Source organism: Deinococcus sedimenti (genome assembly GCF_014648135.1).
GTDB classification, from domain to species: Bacteria; Deinococcota; Deinococci; order Deinococcales; family Deinococcaceae; genus Deinococcus; species Deinococcus sedimenti.
The window spans coordinates 1,119,003-1,136,393 of the sequence record NZ_BMQN01000001.1 but is presented as its reverse complement, the minus strand read 5'-3'; the positions used below and the strand labels follow the sequence as shown (position 1 = coordinate 1,136,393).

The 17,391-nt window shown below is 70.1% G+C and carries 18 protein-coding genes; 9 read left to right on the top strand and 9 right to left on the bottom strand.

Going from position 1 to position 17,391, the window contains the following annotated elements; all coding sequences use genetic code 11:
• Positions 1-36 precede the first annotated feature (36 nt).
• Together IEY69_RS05690 and IEY69_RS05685 are read left to right on the top strand one after the other, a co-directional pair.
• Positions 37-456: a M67 family metallopeptidase gene (locus tag IEY69_RS05690; RefSeq protein ID WP_189072113.1), complete on the top strand. Its 420-nt coding sequence runs from the start codon at positions 37-39 to the stop codon at positions 454-456.
• Positions 453-926 (top strand): P-loop nucleotide/nucleoside kinase family protein, encoded by a 474-nt coding sequence (locus IEY69_RS05685; protein ID WP_189072112.1) that lies wholly within the window; start codon positions 453-455, stop codon positions 924-926. The genes IEY69_RS05690 and IEY69_RS05685 overlap by 4 nt, the downstream gene beginning before the upstream one ends.
• Here IEY69_RS05685 and IEY69_RS05680 read toward each other — a convergent pair whose 3' ends face one another.
• The 3 genes from IEY69_RS05680 to pulA form a co-directional block, all read right to left on the bottom strand.
• Positions 927-1,889, bottom strand: a complete 963-nt coding sequence (locus IEY69_RS05680; RefSeq protein WP_189072111.1) for a nucleoside hydrolase — start codon at positions 1,887-1,889, stop codon at positions 927-929. It abuts the gene before it with no gap.
• Between the two features lie 57 nt (positions 1,890-1,946).
• Positions 1,947-2,237 carry a hypothetical protein gene (locus IEY69_RS05675; RefSeq protein WP_189072110.1) on the bottom strand — a complete coding sequence of 97 codons (291 nt, stop codon included), beginning with the start codon at positions 2,235-2,237 and terminating at the stop codon, positions 1,947-1,949.
• A 217-nt stretch (positions 2,238-2,454) separates the two neighbouring features.
• Positions 2,455-6,150, bottom strand: coding sequence for a pullulanase-type alpha-1,6-glucosidase (pulA, locus tag IEY69_RS05670; RefSeq protein ID WP_189072109.1), 3,696 nt, complete (start codon positions 6,148-6,150; stop codon positions 2,455-2,457).
• Positions 6,151-6,368: 218 nt separating this feature from the next.
• Between pulA and IEY69_RS05665 the strand changes: the two genes are divergently transcribed.
• Positions 6,369-6,575 carry a hypothetical protein gene (locus tag IEY69_RS05665; RefSeq protein ID WP_189072108.1) on the top strand — a complete coding sequence of 69 codons (207 nt, stop codon included), beginning with the start codon at positions 6,369-6,371 and terminating at the stop codon, positions 6,573-6,575.
• Positions 6,576-6,633: 58 nt separating this feature from the next.
• On the opposite strand, the gene IEY69_RS05660 is transcribed toward IEY69_RS05665, so the two are convergent.
• From IEY69_RS05660 to IEY69_RS05650, 3 genes are all read right to left on the bottom strand, one after another.
• A complete protein-coding gene (locus tag IEY69_RS05660; protein WP_189072107.1) occupies positions 6,634-7,077 on the bottom strand; it encodes a hypothetical protein in 444 nt (147 codons plus the stop codon).
• Between the two features lie 59 nt (positions 7,078-7,136).
• Positions 7,137-7,646, bottom strand: coding sequence for a DUF3592 domain-containing protein (locus tag IEY69_RS05655; protein ID WP_189072106.1), 510 nt, complete (start codon positions 7,644-7,646; stop codon positions 7,137-7,139).
• Between the two features lie 77 nt (positions 7,647-7,723).
• Positions 7,724-8,584, bottom strand: a complete 861-nt coding sequence (locus IEY69_RS05650) for a M55 family metallopeptidase (RefSeq protein WP_189072105.1) — start codon at positions 8,582-8,584, stop codon at positions 7,724-7,726.
• A 91-nt stretch (positions 8,585-8,675) separates the two neighbouring features.
• On the opposite strand from IEY69_RS05650, the gene map reads away from it, so the two are divergent.
• Positions 8,676-9,437, top strand: a complete 762-nt coding sequence (map, locus tag IEY69_RS05645; RefSeq protein ID WP_189072104.1) for a type I methionyl aminopeptidase — start codon at positions 8,676-8,678, stop codon at positions 9,435-9,437.
• Positions 9,434-10,096 carry a pentapeptide repeat-containing protein gene (locus tag IEY69_RS05640; RefSeq protein ID WP_189072103.1) on the top strand — a complete coding sequence of 221 codons (663 nt, stop codon included), beginning with the start codon at positions 9,434-9,436 and terminating at the stop codon, positions 10,094-10,096. Before map ends, IEY69_RS05640 begins: the two co-directional genes overlap by 4 nt.
• Positions 10,097-10,117: 21 nt before the next feature.
• On the opposite strand, the gene IEY69_RS05635 is transcribed toward IEY69_RS05640, so the two are convergent.
• The 3 genes from IEY69_RS05635 to IEY69_RS05625 form a co-directional block, all read right to left on the bottom strand.
• Positions 10,118-11,191 (bottom strand): peptidoglycan recognition protein family protein, encoded by a 1,074-nt coding sequence (locus tag IEY69_RS05635; protein WP_189072102.1) that lies wholly within the window; start codon positions 11,189-11,191, stop codon positions 10,118-10,120.
• A 259-nt stretch (positions 11,192-11,450) separates the two neighbouring features.
• Positions 11,451-12,437, bottom strand: a complete 987-nt coding sequence (locus IEY69_RS05630; RefSeq protein ID WP_189072101.1) for a peptidoglycan-binding domain-containing protein — start codon at positions 12,435-12,437, stop codon at positions 11,451-11,453.
• Between the two features lie 203 nt (positions 12,438-12,640).
• Positions 12,641-13,198: a hypothetical protein gene (locus tag IEY69_RS05625; protein WP_189072100.1), complete on the bottom strand. Its 558-nt coding sequence runs from the start codon at positions 13,196-13,198 to the stop codon at positions 12,641-12,643.
• A gap of 123 nt (positions 13,199-13,321) precedes the next feature.
• Here IEY69_RS05625 and IEY69_RS05620 point away from each other — a divergent pair, with 123 nt between their 5' ends.
• From IEY69_RS05620 to IEY69_RS05605, 4 genes are all read left to right on the top strand, one after another.
• The gene (locus tag IEY69_RS05620; protein ID WP_229783653.1) at positions 13,322-14,479 is read left to right on the top strand and encodes an ABC transporter ATP-binding protein; all 1,158 of its coding nucleotides are present in this window, start codon (positions 13,322-13,324) and stop codon (positions 14,477-14,479) included.
• 88 nt (positions 14,480-14,567) lie between these two features.
• Positions 14,568-15,395 carry an ABC transporter permease gene (locus IEY69_RS05615; RefSeq protein ID WP_160976480.1) on the top strand — a complete coding sequence of 276 codons (828 nt, stop codon included), beginning with the start codon at positions 14,568-14,570 and terminating at the stop codon, positions 15,393-15,395.
• A gap of 88 nt (positions 15,396-15,483) precedes the next feature.
• Positions 15,484-16,293 carry an ABC transporter permease gene (locus tag IEY69_RS05610; RefSeq protein WP_189072099.1) on the top strand — a complete coding sequence of 270 codons (810 nt, stop codon included), beginning with the start codon at positions 15,484-15,486 and terminating at the stop codon, positions 16,291-16,293.
• A complete protein-coding gene (locus IEY69_RS05605; RefSeq protein WP_189072098.1) occupies positions 16,290-17,390 on the top strand; it encodes a polyamine ABC transporter substrate-binding protein in 1,101 nt (366 codons plus the stop codon). The genes IEY69_RS05610 and IEY69_RS05605 overlap by 4 nt, the downstream gene beginning before the upstream one ends.
• Position 17,391: the final 1 nt, after the last annotated feature.

The following is a 17,391-nucleotide window of genomic DNA, read 5'->3' as shown; positions in this document are numbered from 1 at the left end:
TTCACCCCTCGCCACCCGGCGGGGTGCCGTGCCAGAATGCCCGTCGTGCCCCTGCACCTTCCCGCCGCGCTGCACGCGGCCCTCTGGCAGCACGCCCGCACCCACCCGGACCAGGAGGTCGTGGGCGCGCTGGGCGGCGTTCTGCACGGCGAAACCTGGTGCGTGCGCACCCTGTACCCCCTGCCGAACATCGCGCCGGACCCGGCCCGCGAGTACCTTGCCGATCCCACCTTCCTGCTGCGCGCCCTGAAAGCCATGCGCGCGGAGAACCTCGACCTCGTGGGCCTGTACCACAGCCACCCGCGCGGCCCGGACCACCCCAGCCGCACCGACACCCGACTGGCTGCCTACGACGTGCCGTACCTGATCGCCGACCTGAGCGGCGGCACGCTGCGCGCCTACCTGCTGCCCGAAGCGCACGAGGTGCCGCTGCACGTCACGGAAGGACCGGAATGAGCGAGATTCACGCCCTGCACGGCTTCATCGGCTCGGGCAAGACCACGCTGGCCCGCACGCTGGAAATGCAGCTGGGCGCGCTGCGCTTCACGCCCGACGAGTGGATTACCGCCCTGCACGGCGCCGACCCGCCCGCCGCCGAGTACCCGGCCATGCTGGCCCGCGTGCGGTCCCTGATGCACGCGCAGTGGACGCGGGCGGTCACGCTGGGCGCCCCGGTCATCCTCGACGAGGGCCTGTGGACCCGCGCCAGCCGCGACGAACTCCGCTCGCAGGCCGTCGCCCTGGGCGTGCCGCTGACCCTGCATGTCCTGCCCTTCGACCCGGCCAGCGCGTGGGAGCGGGTCGCCGCGCGGAACGACCAGCCCGGCGCGCACTACGTCGCCCCAGCCACCTTCGAGCTGTTCCTGCCACGCTTCGAACCGCTGACGCCCGACGAGGAACCCCTCCAGCGCGTCGTCCGGTCCTGATCAGGGCAGGCGGCCCACGCGTTCGAGCAGCAGGTCGAAGAATTCGGCGTCGCGCACGCCCACCGCCACCCGCGCGTTGGCAGGCTGACCGGTCACCCCGAAAAGGTCGCAGACGGTCCGGCCCACGTTAAGCCCCTCGGTGGTCTCCACGCTGACGGGCATCGCCTGCCAGTCCAGCAGGTCCGGGCGGATCGCGGCAGCCACCGCCAGCGGGTCGTGCAGCGCCCCGCCGTCCAGGCCGTAGCGGCGGCGGTACACGTCCGCGTAGAACGTCAGCAGCTCGGCGCACGCGGCCCCCGCGCGGGTGCCCAGGGCGCGCAGCGCCGCGATCCGCCCGGGACCCGCGACGGCCTGCATGGTCACGTTCAGGCCCACCATCCGCAGCGGCACCCCGCTGGTGAACACCACGTGCGCGGCGTGCGGGTCGGCCAGCGCGTTGAACTCCGCGGCCGGCGTGCGGTTGCCCTGCGCGGTGCTACCACCCATCCACACGACCTCCCGGATCATGGGCGCGAGGTCCGGCGCCAGCCGCAGCGCCAGCGCCACGTTCGTCAGCGGGCCGGTGGGGATCATGGTCACCTCGCCCGGCAGGGCGCGCACGGTGCGGATGATGAAATCCACGGCGTGCTCGGCCTCCGGCTCGCGGGCCGGGTCGGGCAGCCCCTCGGCGGGCAGGCCCGAATCCCCGTGCACGGCCGCCGCCGTCAGTGCCGGGCGCACCAGCGGGCGGTCCGCGCCCACGTACACGCCCACCCCGTCCGCCGCCGCGCCCGCCAGGGCCAGCGTCACCCCGGCGTTGCGGGTCGTGCGGTCCAGGGACACGTTGCCGTGCACGGTCGTCACGCCCAGCACCCGCAGGTCCTCCGGGCTGCCCAGCGCGAGCAGCCACGCCACCGCGTCGTCCAGGCCAGGGTCACCATCGAGAATCACGGGCAGCGGGTGCTTGGTCACGCGCGGCAGCATACCGCCAACAGAAAGGGGCGGCCCCCACCTGGGAAGCCGCCCGCCTGAACGTGGTTCTTAAGCCTGGGCGGTGCCGGGCTGCTGCACTTCCTCACCGCGGATGGTGGCGATGGTCGCCTCCACGAGCTCCGCGAAGCCGCCCTTGTGCATCGCGGCGAGCAGCTCGATGGTCTTCGCGGCGTTCCCCTCGAACGCGAAGCCGGTGTTGTCCAGCTGGCAGCCGTTCATGGCCGTGCCGTCCGTGCCCTTGTACACGAGGAGGCACTCGACGAACGTGCAGTTCTGGAACTGGGTGCCGTCCAGTTCGATGCGCTGTTTGGTGAAGGTCTGGTTCTCGATGGTCTGCATGAGTGGACGTCCAGTGTACGCGAGGGGATGAAAGGGAGGGGGCCGCCCGGTCGCCCGGCAGCCCCCTGTCCCATGCGGGTTGCCAGCGTTTTCCAGTTCCACCCTGGGGCCGACGGCACGCCCAGGGCTCCACCTCCAACCGCTGTCTCTCTCAGGTGCTCGCTCTGCTCGATTCCGAGGCCTTGAGGAATCCCCTCAAGACCTCGGAATTCTGCTGTTACTTCCCGACGAACACGGCGGTCGTCAGTGCGGGCACCGTCACGCTGTTCCCGCTGGCGCGGCTGGTCTTGACGGTCGCGTCCGTGCTGGCGGCCAGCGCGGGATGCAGGCTGAGGTTCAGGCCGGTCAGGGCCGCGTCGCTGAGGGTGACGTTCTGGCCGGTCGCGTTGAACACGACGACCACGTTGCGGTAGGGATTGGTGGGGCTCACGGCGCCGCTGAGCTTCATGGCGATCACGCCCGGCTGCTGCTGCGGTCCCACGTTCAGGAACGTCAGGCCCTGCTGCACCTGCGCCCCCGTCTCCATGCGGAACAGCGTGCTGGAGTACCGGACGCGCAGCATCTCCTGGTAGTGGTCGAAGGCGCGCTTCACGTCGGTCGAGCTGACCTTCAGGGCGGCGTTCCCCAGCAGGCCGCGGTACAGGTCCCAGTTCGCGGCGTTCTTCTCGGCAGGCGGCAGGCCCTTCCCGAAGCCGTTGCTCTTGCCGGTGTAGTCCAGCGTGTTGAACCAGTCGCCGCTGTTGTAGCTGTCGGTGTCGAAGCTCTTGGAGCGCAGCATCTCGTCACCGGCGTAACTGAACGGCAGACCCTGCCCGAGCAGCACGACGCTGTTCGCGACGTTCTGCATGCGGGTCCGCTGGGCGGGGGTGGCGCTGGCGGGGGCTTTCAGGAGGATCGCGTCGAACAGCGTCTGGTTGTCGTGCGCGCTGACGTACGTGATCGCCTCGCGGGGGCTGGCGGCGTACCCGGCGGGCGCGCCGTTGTAGCCGATCTCGGAGCCCTTCACGGTCTTACCGGTCGCGTCCGTGAAGCGGTAGTCGCGCAGGTTGCCGGTCAGTCCGATCCGCACCTGATCCGCCAGACGCAGCGCCTTGGCCCTGTCCGCGTTCACGGGCTGGCCGTTGGGCAGCACGAACAGCCCGGTGGCGAAGCCCTGCTCCTGCAGGCCGCCGAAGGGGTTCCCGCCGCGCACCGCGTCGCGCAGGCGGTCGTTGAAGGTCCCGATGCCCTGCCCGAACAGGTTCAGCTGCGTGGCATTCGTGCCTCGCCTGTTGCCCTGCACCTCGCCGAAGTCCCAGCCCTCGCCGTAGAGGTAGATGCTCTTGCCGTCGACGCCGTCCTTCTGCACGGTCAGGGCGTCCAGGGCGCGGCGGGCGGCCTGCATGTCGGCGACCATGTGGTGGCCCATCAGGTCGAAGCGGAAACCGTCCACCTTGTACGCCTTCGCCATCAGGACCAGCGTGTCCACCATGAGTTTGCGCATCATGACGTGCTCTGTGGCGGTGTTCGAGCAGCAGGTGCTGTTCTCCACCACGCCGTTCGCGTTCAGGCGGTGGTAGTAACCGGGCACGATCCGGTCCAGTACGCTGCGGTCCGCCTGTCCACTGGCGGCCGTGTGGTTGAACACCACGTCCTGCACGACGCGCAGCCCCATGCCGTTCAGAGCGGCGACCATCCGGCGGTACTCCAGGGTCCGCTGATCGGGGTTCACGGCGTAACTGCCTTCCGGCACCATGTAGTGGTACGGGTCGTAGCCCCAGTTGTACGCGTCCTGGTCCTTCACGGCGGTCACGGCCTTCTGCTGCTCGTCGCTGTTCGGCGCGAACTTGGACAGGTCTCCCGTGGACTTCCACGCCGCCTTGTCCTCCTCGATGGTGGCGATGTCGAAGGTGGGCAGCAGGTGCACCGCCTTCAGCCCGGCGTTCGCCAGGGCCTTCAGGTGCTTCACGCCGTCGCTGGCCGCCTGCGTGAACGCGAGGTAAGTGCCGCGCTGCGCCGCCGGAACGGTGCTGTCCGCCGCGCTGAAGTCCCGCAGGTGCAGTTCGTAGAAGCTCAGGTCACTCGCGGAGCGCAGCGCGGGTTTCTTCAGCGCGTCCCACGCCTGGGGCTTGGTGGCCGGATCGTTCAGGTCCACGAGCACCGAGCGGGTGCTGTTCCGCGTCAGCGCCACCGAATACGGGTCGGTCACGAGGTTCGTCTCGACCTTCCCGGTCGAGGGGGCGTACACCTTCACCTCGTAGCGGTAGGCGGCGCCGCGCCAGTTCTGCGCGCCCCTGACGGTCCAGACGCCCTTCGCGTCGCGGGTCATCGGCACGACCGTCTCCTGACCACCAGGGACGGTCAGGCGTAATTTGACGTCCTGCGCGGTCGGCGCCCACAGCCGCAGCGTCGGGGTGTTGCCCTGCCACTGCGCGCCCAGCGCGCCGTCGTACGCGAACAGGTCATCCAGCGCCCAGGCGGTCTGCACGCCGGTCGCGTCGAGGACCGTGCCGTCCGGCATGACGCTGCTCACCGCCACCTGACCCTGCAACACTGTCCCGATGCGCGCGGCGTCCTCGGGCCGCACCCGCAGCAGCGCGTACCCGCTCAAGTACGGCGCTTTCGCCTTCAGTGCGGCGCTCAGGCCCCCCTCGACTTCCTCCAGGGTCAGGCTGTCGCCGCCGTCCACCCCGACCGCCGACAGTTTCAGGCCGCCGCCGCGCGCAGCGTGCAGCGTCAGGAACGCGCCGGGCTGCACGAACTCCGGCTTCACCGCGATCAGGTCACGCGACAGCATCACCGCCTGCGCGCGCGTCAGGTCGCCCACCGTGCGGACGCTGGTGTCCGGGCGGGTGGTGTTCACGGTCGCGTTGCCACTGACGATCCACGCCTGGTTGCCCATGTCACTCGTGAGCATCTGGTCCGGGCCGGGGTCCTTGTTGTCGCCGCTGTGGATGATGAACCCCAGCTTCTTCCAGTCGGTCTTCATGGGCACGTCCCAGTACACGCCGAACGAATTCGTGCCCGTGGGTGTCAGGGGTTTGCTCCACTCGACCTGCGCGGTGGTGTCTTCCCAGGCGTGCAGGCCCCACCCGTCGTACTTCCCGTCCGGGCGGTAGTAGTTGATGCGGGCCACGCCGGCCGGGACGGGCGGGTCGCTGAGCACGGCGGGCGCGCCGTACGCGAACTCGGCCTTGCCGCTCGTGACGGTCACCTCGTTCCCCTTGGTCAGGTCGGCGAACATGTCGGCGCCCGGGTCCTTCTCGTCACCCTTGTGCACGATGAACCCGACCTTCGCCGCGCCGTCCTTGAGGGGCAGGTCCCAGTACGCGCCGCCCGCGTCTACGCCGGTGGGAGGGAGGGGTTTGCTCCACTCGACCTGGGCGGTGGTGTCCTCCCAGGCGTGCAGACCCCACCCGTCGTACTTGCCGTCCGGGCGGACGTAGCGCACGCGCAGGACGTTCTTCGGGATGGGCTGCGCGGCCGACGTGGCCGCCGGGGCTGCTGCCGGAGCGGCGGGGGCCGCCTGTGCCACCGGCGCCTTGCTGGCGTCCACCGTGAACGGCCCGGCCTTCGCGTAGGCGACGTTCGCGCTGCCGGACTTCAGGAACAGTTCGCGGCCCCGGCTCAGGTCGAACCACAGGTCCGCCCCCGGGTCCTTGTCGTCCCCCTTGTGCATGATGAAGCCCACCTTCTGCGCGCCGGGTTTCAGGGGAATGTCGTAGTACGCGCCGAAGTCGTCCCTGCCGCTCTGGGTCAGCGGTTTGTCCCAGGTGACCTGGGCGATGGTGTCCTCCCAGAGGTGCAGGCCCCAGCCTGCGTACGCGCCGTCGGCGCGCTGGTAGTGGACCCGCGCGGTGTCGGCAGGCAGGGATGTTTGCGCTGCTGCCGAAGCAGACAGCGCGACCGTCAGAAGGGTCGCCAGTCGTTTCATTGGTATGGAAATTGTAGCGCTTCCAAAACGGGAAAGGGGAGGGGGAGCGGTCCGGATCCCTGGTCATTCCATCCTGAAAACGTCGATCAGGGCGGCCTTTCCGCCCCTTCCGCCCACCTCGACCCTGCGCCGCATACATGGAAGCGTTCCACGGCGCCTCAAGCCCCCTTGACCCACCCCACACGCGCCCCGCCCCGGTGGCCCCTACGCTGAGCCGCATGACCGGAACCGGACACACCAGCGACGAAACCCTCGACCAGCCCCAGGAGAACCACAGCGACGCCGAAAGCCTGCGCCACATCCCGGCCGACTACGACGACCGTGGCGTGGTGCAGGACAGCCCCGGCAACCCCGACATCGGCGTCGAGCACGATGAACCCAACCGCCAGATGGACCCCGACAACGACAACACCAACGGCCAGTAACAGTGCCCGGGAGGCGGCGCGCCCTTTGATTAGGCGCGCCGCCTCCCCGTTCAGTAGGTCAGAACCGCAGTTCCAGACCCACTCCAGCTCCTAACTGCCCGGCGCTCGTCCCGCGCACGAACACCCGCCAGCCCGCCGGGCCGAACACCGGTCCGCGCAGACCCGCCTCGCCGTACAGCGCGTACACGTTGTCCCCACCGAGCGAGGGCAGCAGCGCCTGACCGCCCAGCGTGGCGAACGCGTCGACCTTCGACAGGGGAATGTTCAGGTCACGTAGCGTCAGACCCAGCGCCACGCGGCTCACTGATGTGTCCGTGACGCGCCAGGGCCGCTCGGCGCTGCCCTCCACACCCAGGGTCCCGACGAACGGAATGGGCAGCAGGGCCGCGCCCGCGTGCACGCCGAAGCCCGTGGTGGCGGCGTCGGCTCCGGCCCACGCCACAGCGGCGGAGGCAGGCGCGGACAGGGTCAGGGCGGCCAGCAGGAGAAGAAACCGCTTCATGCGTGCAGGGTACCAGTCAGGCCGGTGAGCTGATGTCCGTTCCTCTGATGTTCCGCCCTTCACCTCGGCAGCCACCCCTGTCCGCCCCAGCGTTCGCCGCCGCGCCCGGCCCACCAGACCGCGCCGCCCAGCGTCAGTGACGCCGCGCCCAGCAGCCACAGCGGCCAGGACAGGCCCAGCCCCACCTGCAAGACGCTGCGGGACGGCCGCCGGGGGTCGTAGTGCACCGCCACCGGCTGACCGACCGGGTAGCGCTCCAGGATCCGACGCGCGCCCCGGAGCGAGGTGGTGTTCAATCGGAAGAAGTTCAGGCGCTCGCCGCGGTACGTCAGCCCGTCGGCACGGTAGGTGTACTGCACCTCTGGACGCCAGCCGCGCCGCTCGGCCAGGCGGCCAGCCGGGACCGCCTGCGACCGCGTGACCGTGCCGGTCGCTACCGGCCAGCCCGCCGCCCGCAGCGACTGCCCGGACTGCCACACGCCGAAGCCCAGCAGGACCGCCCCGACGAACAGCAGGAGCAGCGGCAGGGCCGGATAGCCGGGGCGGGGACGGCGCGGGGAACGGGACATGTCCCGCAGTGTCACTGCCGCTCCTGCGGGCCCGGTCCGGGTTGGGTCGGGACGCCTTCATGAACGCGCCGCGGGCGTCAGCCGTCCAGCCGGACCTCGGCCACCTTGGCGAGCATGCGGAACGTCTGGAACAGGTGGTATGCGTCCGGGCTGTGCCACCCGACCGTGACGGCGTCCACTCGGGTCACGCCGGGAACGCGCTCGCAGGCGTCCGCGCGGGCCTGGTGGTTGAAACTGACCTGCGCGTGCGCGGGCCAGCGGGTCACGTAGGGTGTCGCCTCTCCCGCCGCTTCCACCGCCCGGCGCGCCCCGTCGCGGATGCGGCGCTGCGCCTCGCGCGGGTGCAGGTGCGCCGCCGCGAAGGCGCTCAGGCCCTCCTTCACGGTCACCGTGACCACCCCGGACCCCAGTTCCGCCGTGATCTCACCCATGGCCACGTCGTCCCCGGACGCGAACAGGACCGGTACGCCGTAATGTCCGGCCAGCAGGGCGTTCAGGCCGTACTCGCCGGTGCTGACCCCGTTCACGACCACGTCCCGGATGAAGCCGTTCCAGGTGTGCGCCAGCGGCCCGCGCACACTCCCGGCGCGCGCGTGGTAGCCCACGAACAGCAGGCCCACCACACCGGGCTCCTGCACGCCCTGCACCATGCTCAGCGGCTTGTCGTTCCCGCTCGTGAAGCGCACCCCGTCCGGCAGCAGTTCCGGGATGAGGTTGCGCATGGTGTCGTGACTGTCGTTCACGAGCACGTCCGTCGCCCCGGCGTCCAGTGCGCCCTGCGCGGCGGCGGCCGCCTCCAGCGTCATGCGTTCACGGGCGCGTTCGTACTCCGCGCCGCTGACCAGCCCGCCAAATTCCGGGGGGCTGACCTGCACCCAGCTCGAGACCCCGGTCACGCCCTCCATGTCCACGCTGATCACCACTCGCCGTTCGGTCATGCCCGGCAGCGTACCAGCGGGCAGGGGAGGGGGCGCGCAGCGTGACCTGCGGCGGTCCCGGCGCGGCGCGGGCGTGTTAGCCTCATGCGTTATGAGCCGCGTGCCCCTGAAATCCGCCCGTGAAATCGACATCATGCGCCGCGCGGGCGCGCTCGTCGCCGACACCTTCCGCATCCTCGCGCCGTTCGTGAAACCCGGCGTGACCCTCAAGGAACTTGACCGCCTGGCCGAGGAACACATCCGCAAGGCTGGCGCGATTCCCGCGTACGTCGGGTACGGCCCGAAGAACAACCCCTTCCCCGGCACGATCTGCGCCAGCGTGAACGAGGTCATCTGCCACGGCATCCCCGATGCCCGCGAACTGAAGGACGGCGACATCATCGGCGTGGACATCGGCGTGCTGCTCGACGGGTATTACGGGGACGCCTGCACGACCTACACGGTCGGGCAGGTCAGCGCGGAGGTGCAGGGCCTCGTGGACACCACCCGCGAGTCCCTGCACAGCGCACTGGAACTGGTCAAACCCGGCGCGCGCCTGGGGGACATCGGCCACGCCATCCAGAGCCTCGCGGAGGCGCGCGGGTACGGCGTGGTGCGCGAGTACACCGGGCACGGCATCGGCAAACGACTGCACGAGGAACCCACCGTCCTCCACTACGGCGCGCGCTATACCGGCCTGAAACTCCAGCCGGGCATGGTGTTCACCATCGAACCCATGATCAACCTGCGCCGCCCCGAGACGCGCCTCCTCGCGGACGGCTGGACGGTCGTCACGGCCGACGGCAGCCCCAGCGCGCAGTTCGAGCACACCGTGGTCGTCACCGCGAAGGGCCACGAGATCCTGACGGTGTGACCAGGGCAGCCGCGCCGACCCCCCCGAAATTCCCACGTGGTGGCGTCCGCGCGCCCAGCCCCGACCAACTTGAGGACGAGGCGACCCTGCGCGGCGCGCTGTTCGAGGGGGGCGACTGGCCCGCCCTGGCCGCGCTGCACAGTGTCACCTTCGCCGGGTGCGTGTTCCGCCGCGTGAACCTCACCGGCAGCACCTGGGAGCGCGTGCGGCTGCTGGACGTCCGCTTCGAGGACTGCGACCTCAGCGGCGCGCGCTGGACGGACGTCAGTCTGGAACGGGCCGAGGTCACGGGCTCGCGCCTGCTGGGCCTTCAGGCTGCCGGGGTGCGCCTGCGGCACATCCGCCTGACCCGCGTGCACGCGCCCCTGAGCTTCTGGCAGCGCGCCGACGCCCTGCACCTCCACCTGAGCGGCTGCGACCTCAGCGAGGCCAGCTTCATGGAGGCGAAACTGCCCGGAGCCGTGGTGCGCGACTGCCGCCTGCACCGCACCGACCTGCGGGGCGCGCAGCTGGACGGCGCGGACCTGCGCGGTAGCGCCCTGGGTGGACTGCGCGCCGGGGCCGCTGACCTGCAGGGCGTCATGGTGGAGGCCGCGCAGGTGCTCGACCTCGCGCACCTGCTGGGCGTGACCGTCGAGGACCTGCCCGGCGACGCGTAGGCCGCCGGGCCTCCGTCCCGCTCAGCTTTCCAGCGCCAGCCAGGTGTTCGGGCCGACCACGCCGTCCGCCGAGAGCCCTCTGCTCGTCTGGAACGACTTCACGGCAGTCTCGGTGGCGGGACCGAACGCGCCGTCCACCGTGACCGCGTACCCGCGCGCCGCGAGCTGCCCCTGCGCCGCCTGCACCGCCGGGCCGCTGTCCCCCCGGCGGACCGTGCGGATCAGGCGTTCCCAGGTGGCTGACCCGATCAGGCCGTCCGCCGTGAGGGCCACCCCCGCCTGGAACGCACTGACGGCTCTGGCGGTGCCGCTGCCGTAACTGCCGTCCGCCGTCAGGGTCTGCCCGGCGGCGATCAGCAGGCGCTGCGCGCTGCGGACCCGCTCACCGGTCATGCCGGTCTTCGTGGTGGGCCAGATGCGGACCTGCACGCCCAGCCGCGCCGCGACGTCCGCGCGCAGTTGCGGGAGTTTCGCGTACAGCACGTCGCCGGGGCAGTTCGTGTTGTTGAAGTCCCGGTGCCCGTACAGTTCCGTGGCGGGAATGCCGTACTGCTGGCACAGCCACGCGCACAGGCCCACCAGCGCGCTGTACTGCCCGCCCGGCGGCGAGACGGTCATGTACGTGCCCTCGTTCTCGATGCCGACCGCCACGTCGTTCTGCCCGTCGCAGTGCGCGCCCTGCACGTGCTGCGCGCCGCCCTGCGCGGCCTCCAGGCTGCGGTGGCGGCCCTCCAGGACGTACCCGCCGCGACTGATCGTGAACTGCTGCCCGGAATCGATCCACCCGCGCGAGAAGTGACTCTGCTGGATGGTCCGGGCCAGACTGAACGCCTGTGCCTGCGACAGGTCCGTGGTGTTCGCGCTGGCCGTGTGGTGCACCAGGATGCGCGTGGGCCGCGCCGCGAGCATCACGATGGGAGCGGTCGCGGGCTGCGCCAGCCACGCCGCGCAGGTCGAGACGCCCGGCGCGGCCACCGCCAGGGAGTTCAGCCGCTCGGGCACGCGGGTCAGGGGAACGCCGCAGCTGGCCAGGGCGGCACTGGCGCTCGCCAGGAGACCCAGGCGCAGCACGTCGCGTCGGTGGAGGTTGTTCATCGTCTTCTCCTGGGGGGAGCGGTGGGGAATGGGGACCGCGACCAGCGGCCGGAAGGGGACGACCTGACCTGACGGGCGGTCCGGGGCCATGCCGGAACCCTCCCCGTGCCTGAGTGCGCCGGACCTTTCGCCGCGCGAGTGCGGGGCGGGCGGGTGGGCGACGCCAGACCCACCGAATGCACCTGGGCGGGATCTGCCCCTTCGGTGTGTCCCGGTCCGGCTGCACCCGCTCGCGCCGATGCTCGTAAGTTCGTCACGGTCAGTTCCAGGCGCAGTGCACGTGGTTGCTGTGCCCGCCGGGCGGGTCGTAGTACGCGTTGAACGTCTGCCCCGGATCGCTGCCCGCCGCGAGGCACGCGTTGCGCGCCGCCGTGTGGGCGCTGTTCGGGCTGCTGAGACTCACGCCGTTCCAGATACCGATGTCGAACGCCAGCCCCGCGTAGTGGTCCGAGTACGTGGAATGCACGCCACCCGCAATAGAGGTGACATAGAAGCTGTTGCTGCGGGACATGTCATACATGCCCTGCAACATGCTTTTCTTCAGGTACACGGTCAGGCCGCAGTTGGCGTTGCTGGCGCAGCCGCGCGTGACGGCCCGCCCGGCGGCGGTGTCCAGCATGTTCTGCCGGGGGTTGCCGTTCGTGGTGCTGCTGCTCGTGCCCAGCGTCACGCGGCTGGTGTTCAGGATGCTCTGCGCGAGGCTGGCCGTCGTGCCCGTCCCGCCGGTGCTGGCGCCGGTCACCAGGGCGTGCCAGGTGTTCAGGCCCACCACGCCGTCGGCGCTCAGGCCGCGTTTGGTCTGGAAGTCCCGCACGGCCGTGTTCGTGCCGGACCCGAACACGCCGTCCACGGTCACGGCCGTGTACCCGTACCCGCTGCGCAGCTGGTCCTGCACGGCCCGCACGGCGTTGCTGCTGTCGCCCTGGCGCACGGTGACGATCAGCTTCTCCCAGGTGTTGCCGCCCACGATGCCGTCCACCGTCAGGCCGTTCGCGCTCTGGAAGGACCGCACGGCGCTGTCCGTGCCGGACCCGAACGCGCCGTCCACGCTCAGGGTGTACCCGCGGTGGCGCAGCAGGTACTGCAACGTGACCACGTCGCGGCCGCTGTCGCCCTGACGCAGCGCCTGCCACGTCAGCACGGACTGCGCGCCCAGCGTGGGCGTGGGGGACAGCGAGGCGGGGGCGCTGGGCGCGGCGCAGCCGGCCAGGAGCACGGTGAGAAGCAGGGGAAGACGGACGCTCATGGGGACCTCCGGGCACGCGCGTGGGGAATGGGGGACCGTCCGGATGAACGGCCGGGAACCAGTGAATTGACGCGTGACCTCGAATGTAGCGCTTCCACCACGGTGGCCGCGCGGCCGGTGGTGCGCACCAGTTCACGGTACCGGCAGCCAACGGCGTCCCCCCCCGGCCGAACGCTCCGGGGGGACCGGGCCGACCGGCGACTTCAGCGGGCTTTCAGGATCTCGCCATGCGCCGCGCCGAAGCGGTCACGCAGGAAGTGCCCCTGTGTCAGGAGCCGGTCGGCGGCGGCGTGGTCGTGGCGTAGCAGGTCGTCCAGGCCCTCGTTCAGGCGTTCCAGCTGCTCGCGCAGCAGCCCCTCGGGGTCGCGGCCCTGGGCGCGCAACTGCTCGCGCCCGGCGGGCGTCAGGTGCAGGTAGGCGCGCAGGGTTTCCGGCAGGTACTCCAGGCGGATCTGCGACAACATGGTCCGCGAGCGTTCCTCGGCGGGTGGGGGCGTGTCCTCCAGGCGGCACAGCAGGGCCAGCGCGAACAGGCGGTGCGGTTCCGGCAGGCGCAGGGCGAGGGTGGGCGCATCGTCCCCGGCGTATGGCGACGGTGCGGGCAGGGACGGGTGCTCCTGCGTCACGCGGGCGGGCAGGAACCCGCGGCGCAGGGCCTCGCGTTCCAGTTCGTGACGGTGAATCATCTGGCGGCGCAGCAGCGGGAAACCGAACACGCTGCCGAAGAACAGGGCGGGGACGACGATCGCTTCAAGGTCCACGGGATCACCTCCAGGGGTTGATGCGACCGACTGTACCCGGCGCGCATGAGGGGCTCGTCCCCCGAAAGGCGGACGGAACGCGGCTGGCCCGCACGGCCCGTACAATCGACGGATGACTGAGAAGTGGACCGGGGTGACGCCATCAGCGGCGTGACCTTCAAGGGGAAGCGGCCGCGTGACCTCGCGGACGACGCGGCCGTCAGCGTGCGCGGCGTGCGCAAGAGCTTCCGCTCGCCGGGCGGCGCCGAGACGCGCGTGCTCGACGATATCGACCTCGATATTCGCCGCGGCGAGTTCTTCAGCCTGCTGGGGCCGTCCGGCTGCGGGAAGACGACGCTGCTGCGCATCCTGGCGGGCTTCGAGCAGCCCGACGCGGGCGCGGTGCTGATCGGCGGGCAGGACATGACCGGCGTGCCGCCCCACAAGCGGGATGTGAACACGGTGTTCCAGAGTTACGCGCTGTTCCCGCACATGACCGTGCAGGACAACGTGGCGTTCGGGCTGCGGATGAAGGGCGTACCTGCCGCGCAGATCCGGGGGCGGGTCATGCAGGCGCTGGAGCGGGTCCGCATCGCGGATTTCGCCGCGCGCCGTCCGGATCAGCTGTCCGGCGGGCAGCGGCAGCGGGTGGCGCTGGCCCGCGCCATCGTGAACGAACCGCAGGTGCTACTGCTCGACGAGCCGCTGTCGGCGCTGGACCTGAAGCTCCGCAAGGAGTTGCAGGTGGAGCTCGCGAACCTCCAGGAGACGCTGGGCATGACGTTCGTGTTCGTCACGCACGATCAGGAGGAGGCGCTGGTCATGAGTGACCGCATCGCCGTGATGAACCGGGGCCGCGTGGAGCAGCTGGGCCGCGCCGAGGACCTGTACGAGCGTCCGAGGACGGCGTTCGTGGCGAACTTCCTGGGCAGCAGCAACCTGATCGAGGGCACCGTCCTGAGCGTGGACGGCAAAGACGCCACCGTGCAGACCGTGCACGGCCCGCTGCGCACCACGCACGGTGAGGGCCTGCGCCCCGGTCAGAACGTCACGCTGTCCGTCCGCCCCGAGAAGCTGCGCATGGAACGCGACGACGAGACCGAAGGCAACGAGATCCGCGCCCGCGTGGACGACATCGTGTACACCGGCGCCGAGAACCAGTACCTCCTCCAGGCCGGCGGGCAGCAACTCGTCGCGTTCCAGCTGAACGCCGACATCGGCGCCGACGAGGACTTCGACTACGACGAACAGGTCGCCCTGTACCTACCGCCCGACAACCTCGTCGTGCTGGAAGAAGCGTGAGGGGGGTTGACAGTCAAAAGTTGATGGTTAATGGATCGGACCTCTATCAACCATCAACCTTCAACCATCACCGCACCGCAGGTGCCCCGTGCTGACGGTCCGGCGGTTCTTCGCCACGCTGGGGCCGGGCGTGCTGTGGCTGGCGGTGTTCCTGATCGTGCCCGCGCTGGTGATGCTGGGGTACTCGTTCCTGACGCGCACGGATCTGGCGCAGGTGGGCGGCCCGTGGACGCTGGAGTCCTGGCAGCGGGTGTTCGGGTACGACGCGCTGTTCCAGGAGTGGACGGGGGACAACGTGCGGGTGCTGTGGCGCAGCGTGTGGGTCGCGACGCTGAGTACGGCGCTGTGCGTGCTGATGGGGTACCCGCTGGCGTTCTACATCGCCCGGCAGGACGCGCGGCGTAAGAACCTGCTGTTGCTGCTGCTGATCATCCCGTTCTGGACGAACTTCCTGATCCGCGTGTACGCCTGGATCCTGATCCTGCGGCCGTTCGATCTGGTGCCCAGCCTGACCGCCACGCTGCTGGGCATGGTGTACGCGTTCGTGCCGTTCTTCGTGCTGCCCGTGTACTCCAGCGTCGAGAAGATCGACTGGCGCCTGCTGGAAGCTGCCGAGGACCTCGGCGCGCCCCCCGTGCGCGCGTTCCTGAGCGCCGTGTTCCCGCAGACCCTGCCCGGTCTGGTGGCGGGCATCCTCCTGACGTTCATTCCCGCGCTGGGCACCTTCGTCGTCAGTGACATCCTCGGCGGCGCGAAGACGGCCCTGGTCGGGAATCTCATCCAGAACCAGTTCGGGCAGGCGGGCGACTGGCCGTACGGCAGCGCCCTGAGCTTCCTCCTGATGGGCGCCGTCCTGCTGGGCCTGTGGGCGTACGCCCGCGTGGCCGGGCAGAAGGGCCTGGAGGAACTCGTATGAGGCTGCGCCAGTTGAAAGTTGCAGGTCGATGGGTGAAAGAGGTTCCATCAACCATCAACCTTCGACCATCGACGGCCCGGAGGGCCCCATGATCCGGCGGACCCATCCGGCGCTGAGTGCGTGGGCGTGGCTGGTGTACGCGTTCCTTTACCTGCCGATTGTCGTGCTGGTGGTGTTCTCGTTCAACGATTCGCGCTTCGGGGCGACGTGGGCGGGCTTCACGACGAAGTGGTACGGGGTGCTGTTCGCCCGCGCGGACGTGCGCGAGGCGCTGGCGCACACGCTGGAGATCGCCCTGCTGAGCACGCTGGTCAGCACGGTGCTGGGGACGCTGGTGGGCCTGGGCCTGTGGCGGTACACGCTGCGGTTCCGCACGGCACTGACGGGGCTGCTGGTCCTGCCGATCGTGGTGCCGGACGTGGTGATGGGCGTCAGTCTGCTGATGTTCTACTCGTTCGTCCGGCAGGGCCTGGAACGGGCCGGGTGGACGTTCGACAACGGCTTCTGGACGGTGCTGCTGGCGCACGTCACCTTCCAGATCAGTTACGTGGCCCTGACGGTACGCTCGCGCCTCGCCGGGTACGGCCCGGAACTGGAGGAGGCCGCGCGCGACCTGGGCGCGAGTGGGTGGGAGTCGTTCCGGCGCGTGATCCTGCCGCTGGCGATGCCGGGCGTGCTGGCGGGGGCGCTGCTGGCCTTCACGCTGTCCCTGGATGATTTCGTGGTGACGTACTTCACGAGCGGTTCGGGCTTCAGCACGCTGCCCGTGCTGATCTACACGAACGTGAAGCGCGGCGTGACGCCGGACATCAACGCGCTGAGTGCGCTGCTGGTGCTCGTGACGGTCGTGGCGATCGTCGCGGCGAATGCGCTGCTGCGCCCCCGGAGGGACGCGTGAGGCGGGCCGCGCTGCTGGCCGGTGCGGGGCTGCTTCTCCTGACCGGCTGTTACCGCGTGCAGAAACCCGCGCAGGCCCAGCCGGGCGCGGCGGGTCAGGCTGTCGCTCGGGGAGACGGGAAGACGCTGCGGGTGTTCATCTGGTCGGAGTACATCGACCCCGATCTGGTGAAGGCCTTCGAGAAGGAATACGGTGTGCGGGTCGTGCTGGACACCTTCGAGAGCAACGAGGCGATGCTCGCCAAGCTCCAGGGGGGCGGCGCGCAGTACGACCTCGCGGTGCCCAGCAATTACGTCGTGCAGACCATGGTGCGCGCCGGACTGCTCCAGCCTCTGGATAAATCCCAGATTCCCAACCTGAAGAACATCGCGCCCGGCTTCCTGAACGCCGACTACGACCCGGGCAACGTGTATTCCGTGCCGTACCAGTACGCCGCGACCGGACTGGCGTACAACAGAGCAAGGTACGTGCCGCGGGACACCTGGGCGGAGATCTTCGGCCCGGATGATCGGCGCTCGTTCGTGCTGCTCGACGACCCGCGCGAGGTGATCGGCGCGGCCCTGAAGTACCTGGGCTTCAGCGCGAACACCACCCGAGTCGAGGAGCTGCGCGCCGCGCGGGACCTGCTGCGCCGCGTGGTCGCGAAGAAGGGCTTCCAGGGCTTCGACGGTGGCCCCGGCACCCGCAACAAGCTGCTGGCGAGGACCGTGGATCTGGGTCAGATCTACGTGGGTGACCTGCTGATCGCCACCGAGGAGGACGAGAACGTGCAGGTGTTGCTGCCCCGCCAGGGCACGACCATCAGCATGGACACCCTGGTCGTCCTGAAACGCAGTCCCAACCCCGCGCTGGCCCACCGCTTCATCGACTTCATCCTGGACGCGGAGAACGGCGCCCAGCTGAGCAACTACACCTACTACGCCACCCCGAACGCCGCCGCCCGCCCGTACCTGGACGACTTCCTGAAGGACATTCCCGCGCTGAACCCGCCCGCCGCCTGGCTCACCGACAGCCGACTGGACTTCATCGGCGAGCTGCCAGGGGGGCGCCCGCAGCGGCTGTACGACCGCATCTGGACGGAACTCAAGAGCCGCTGAC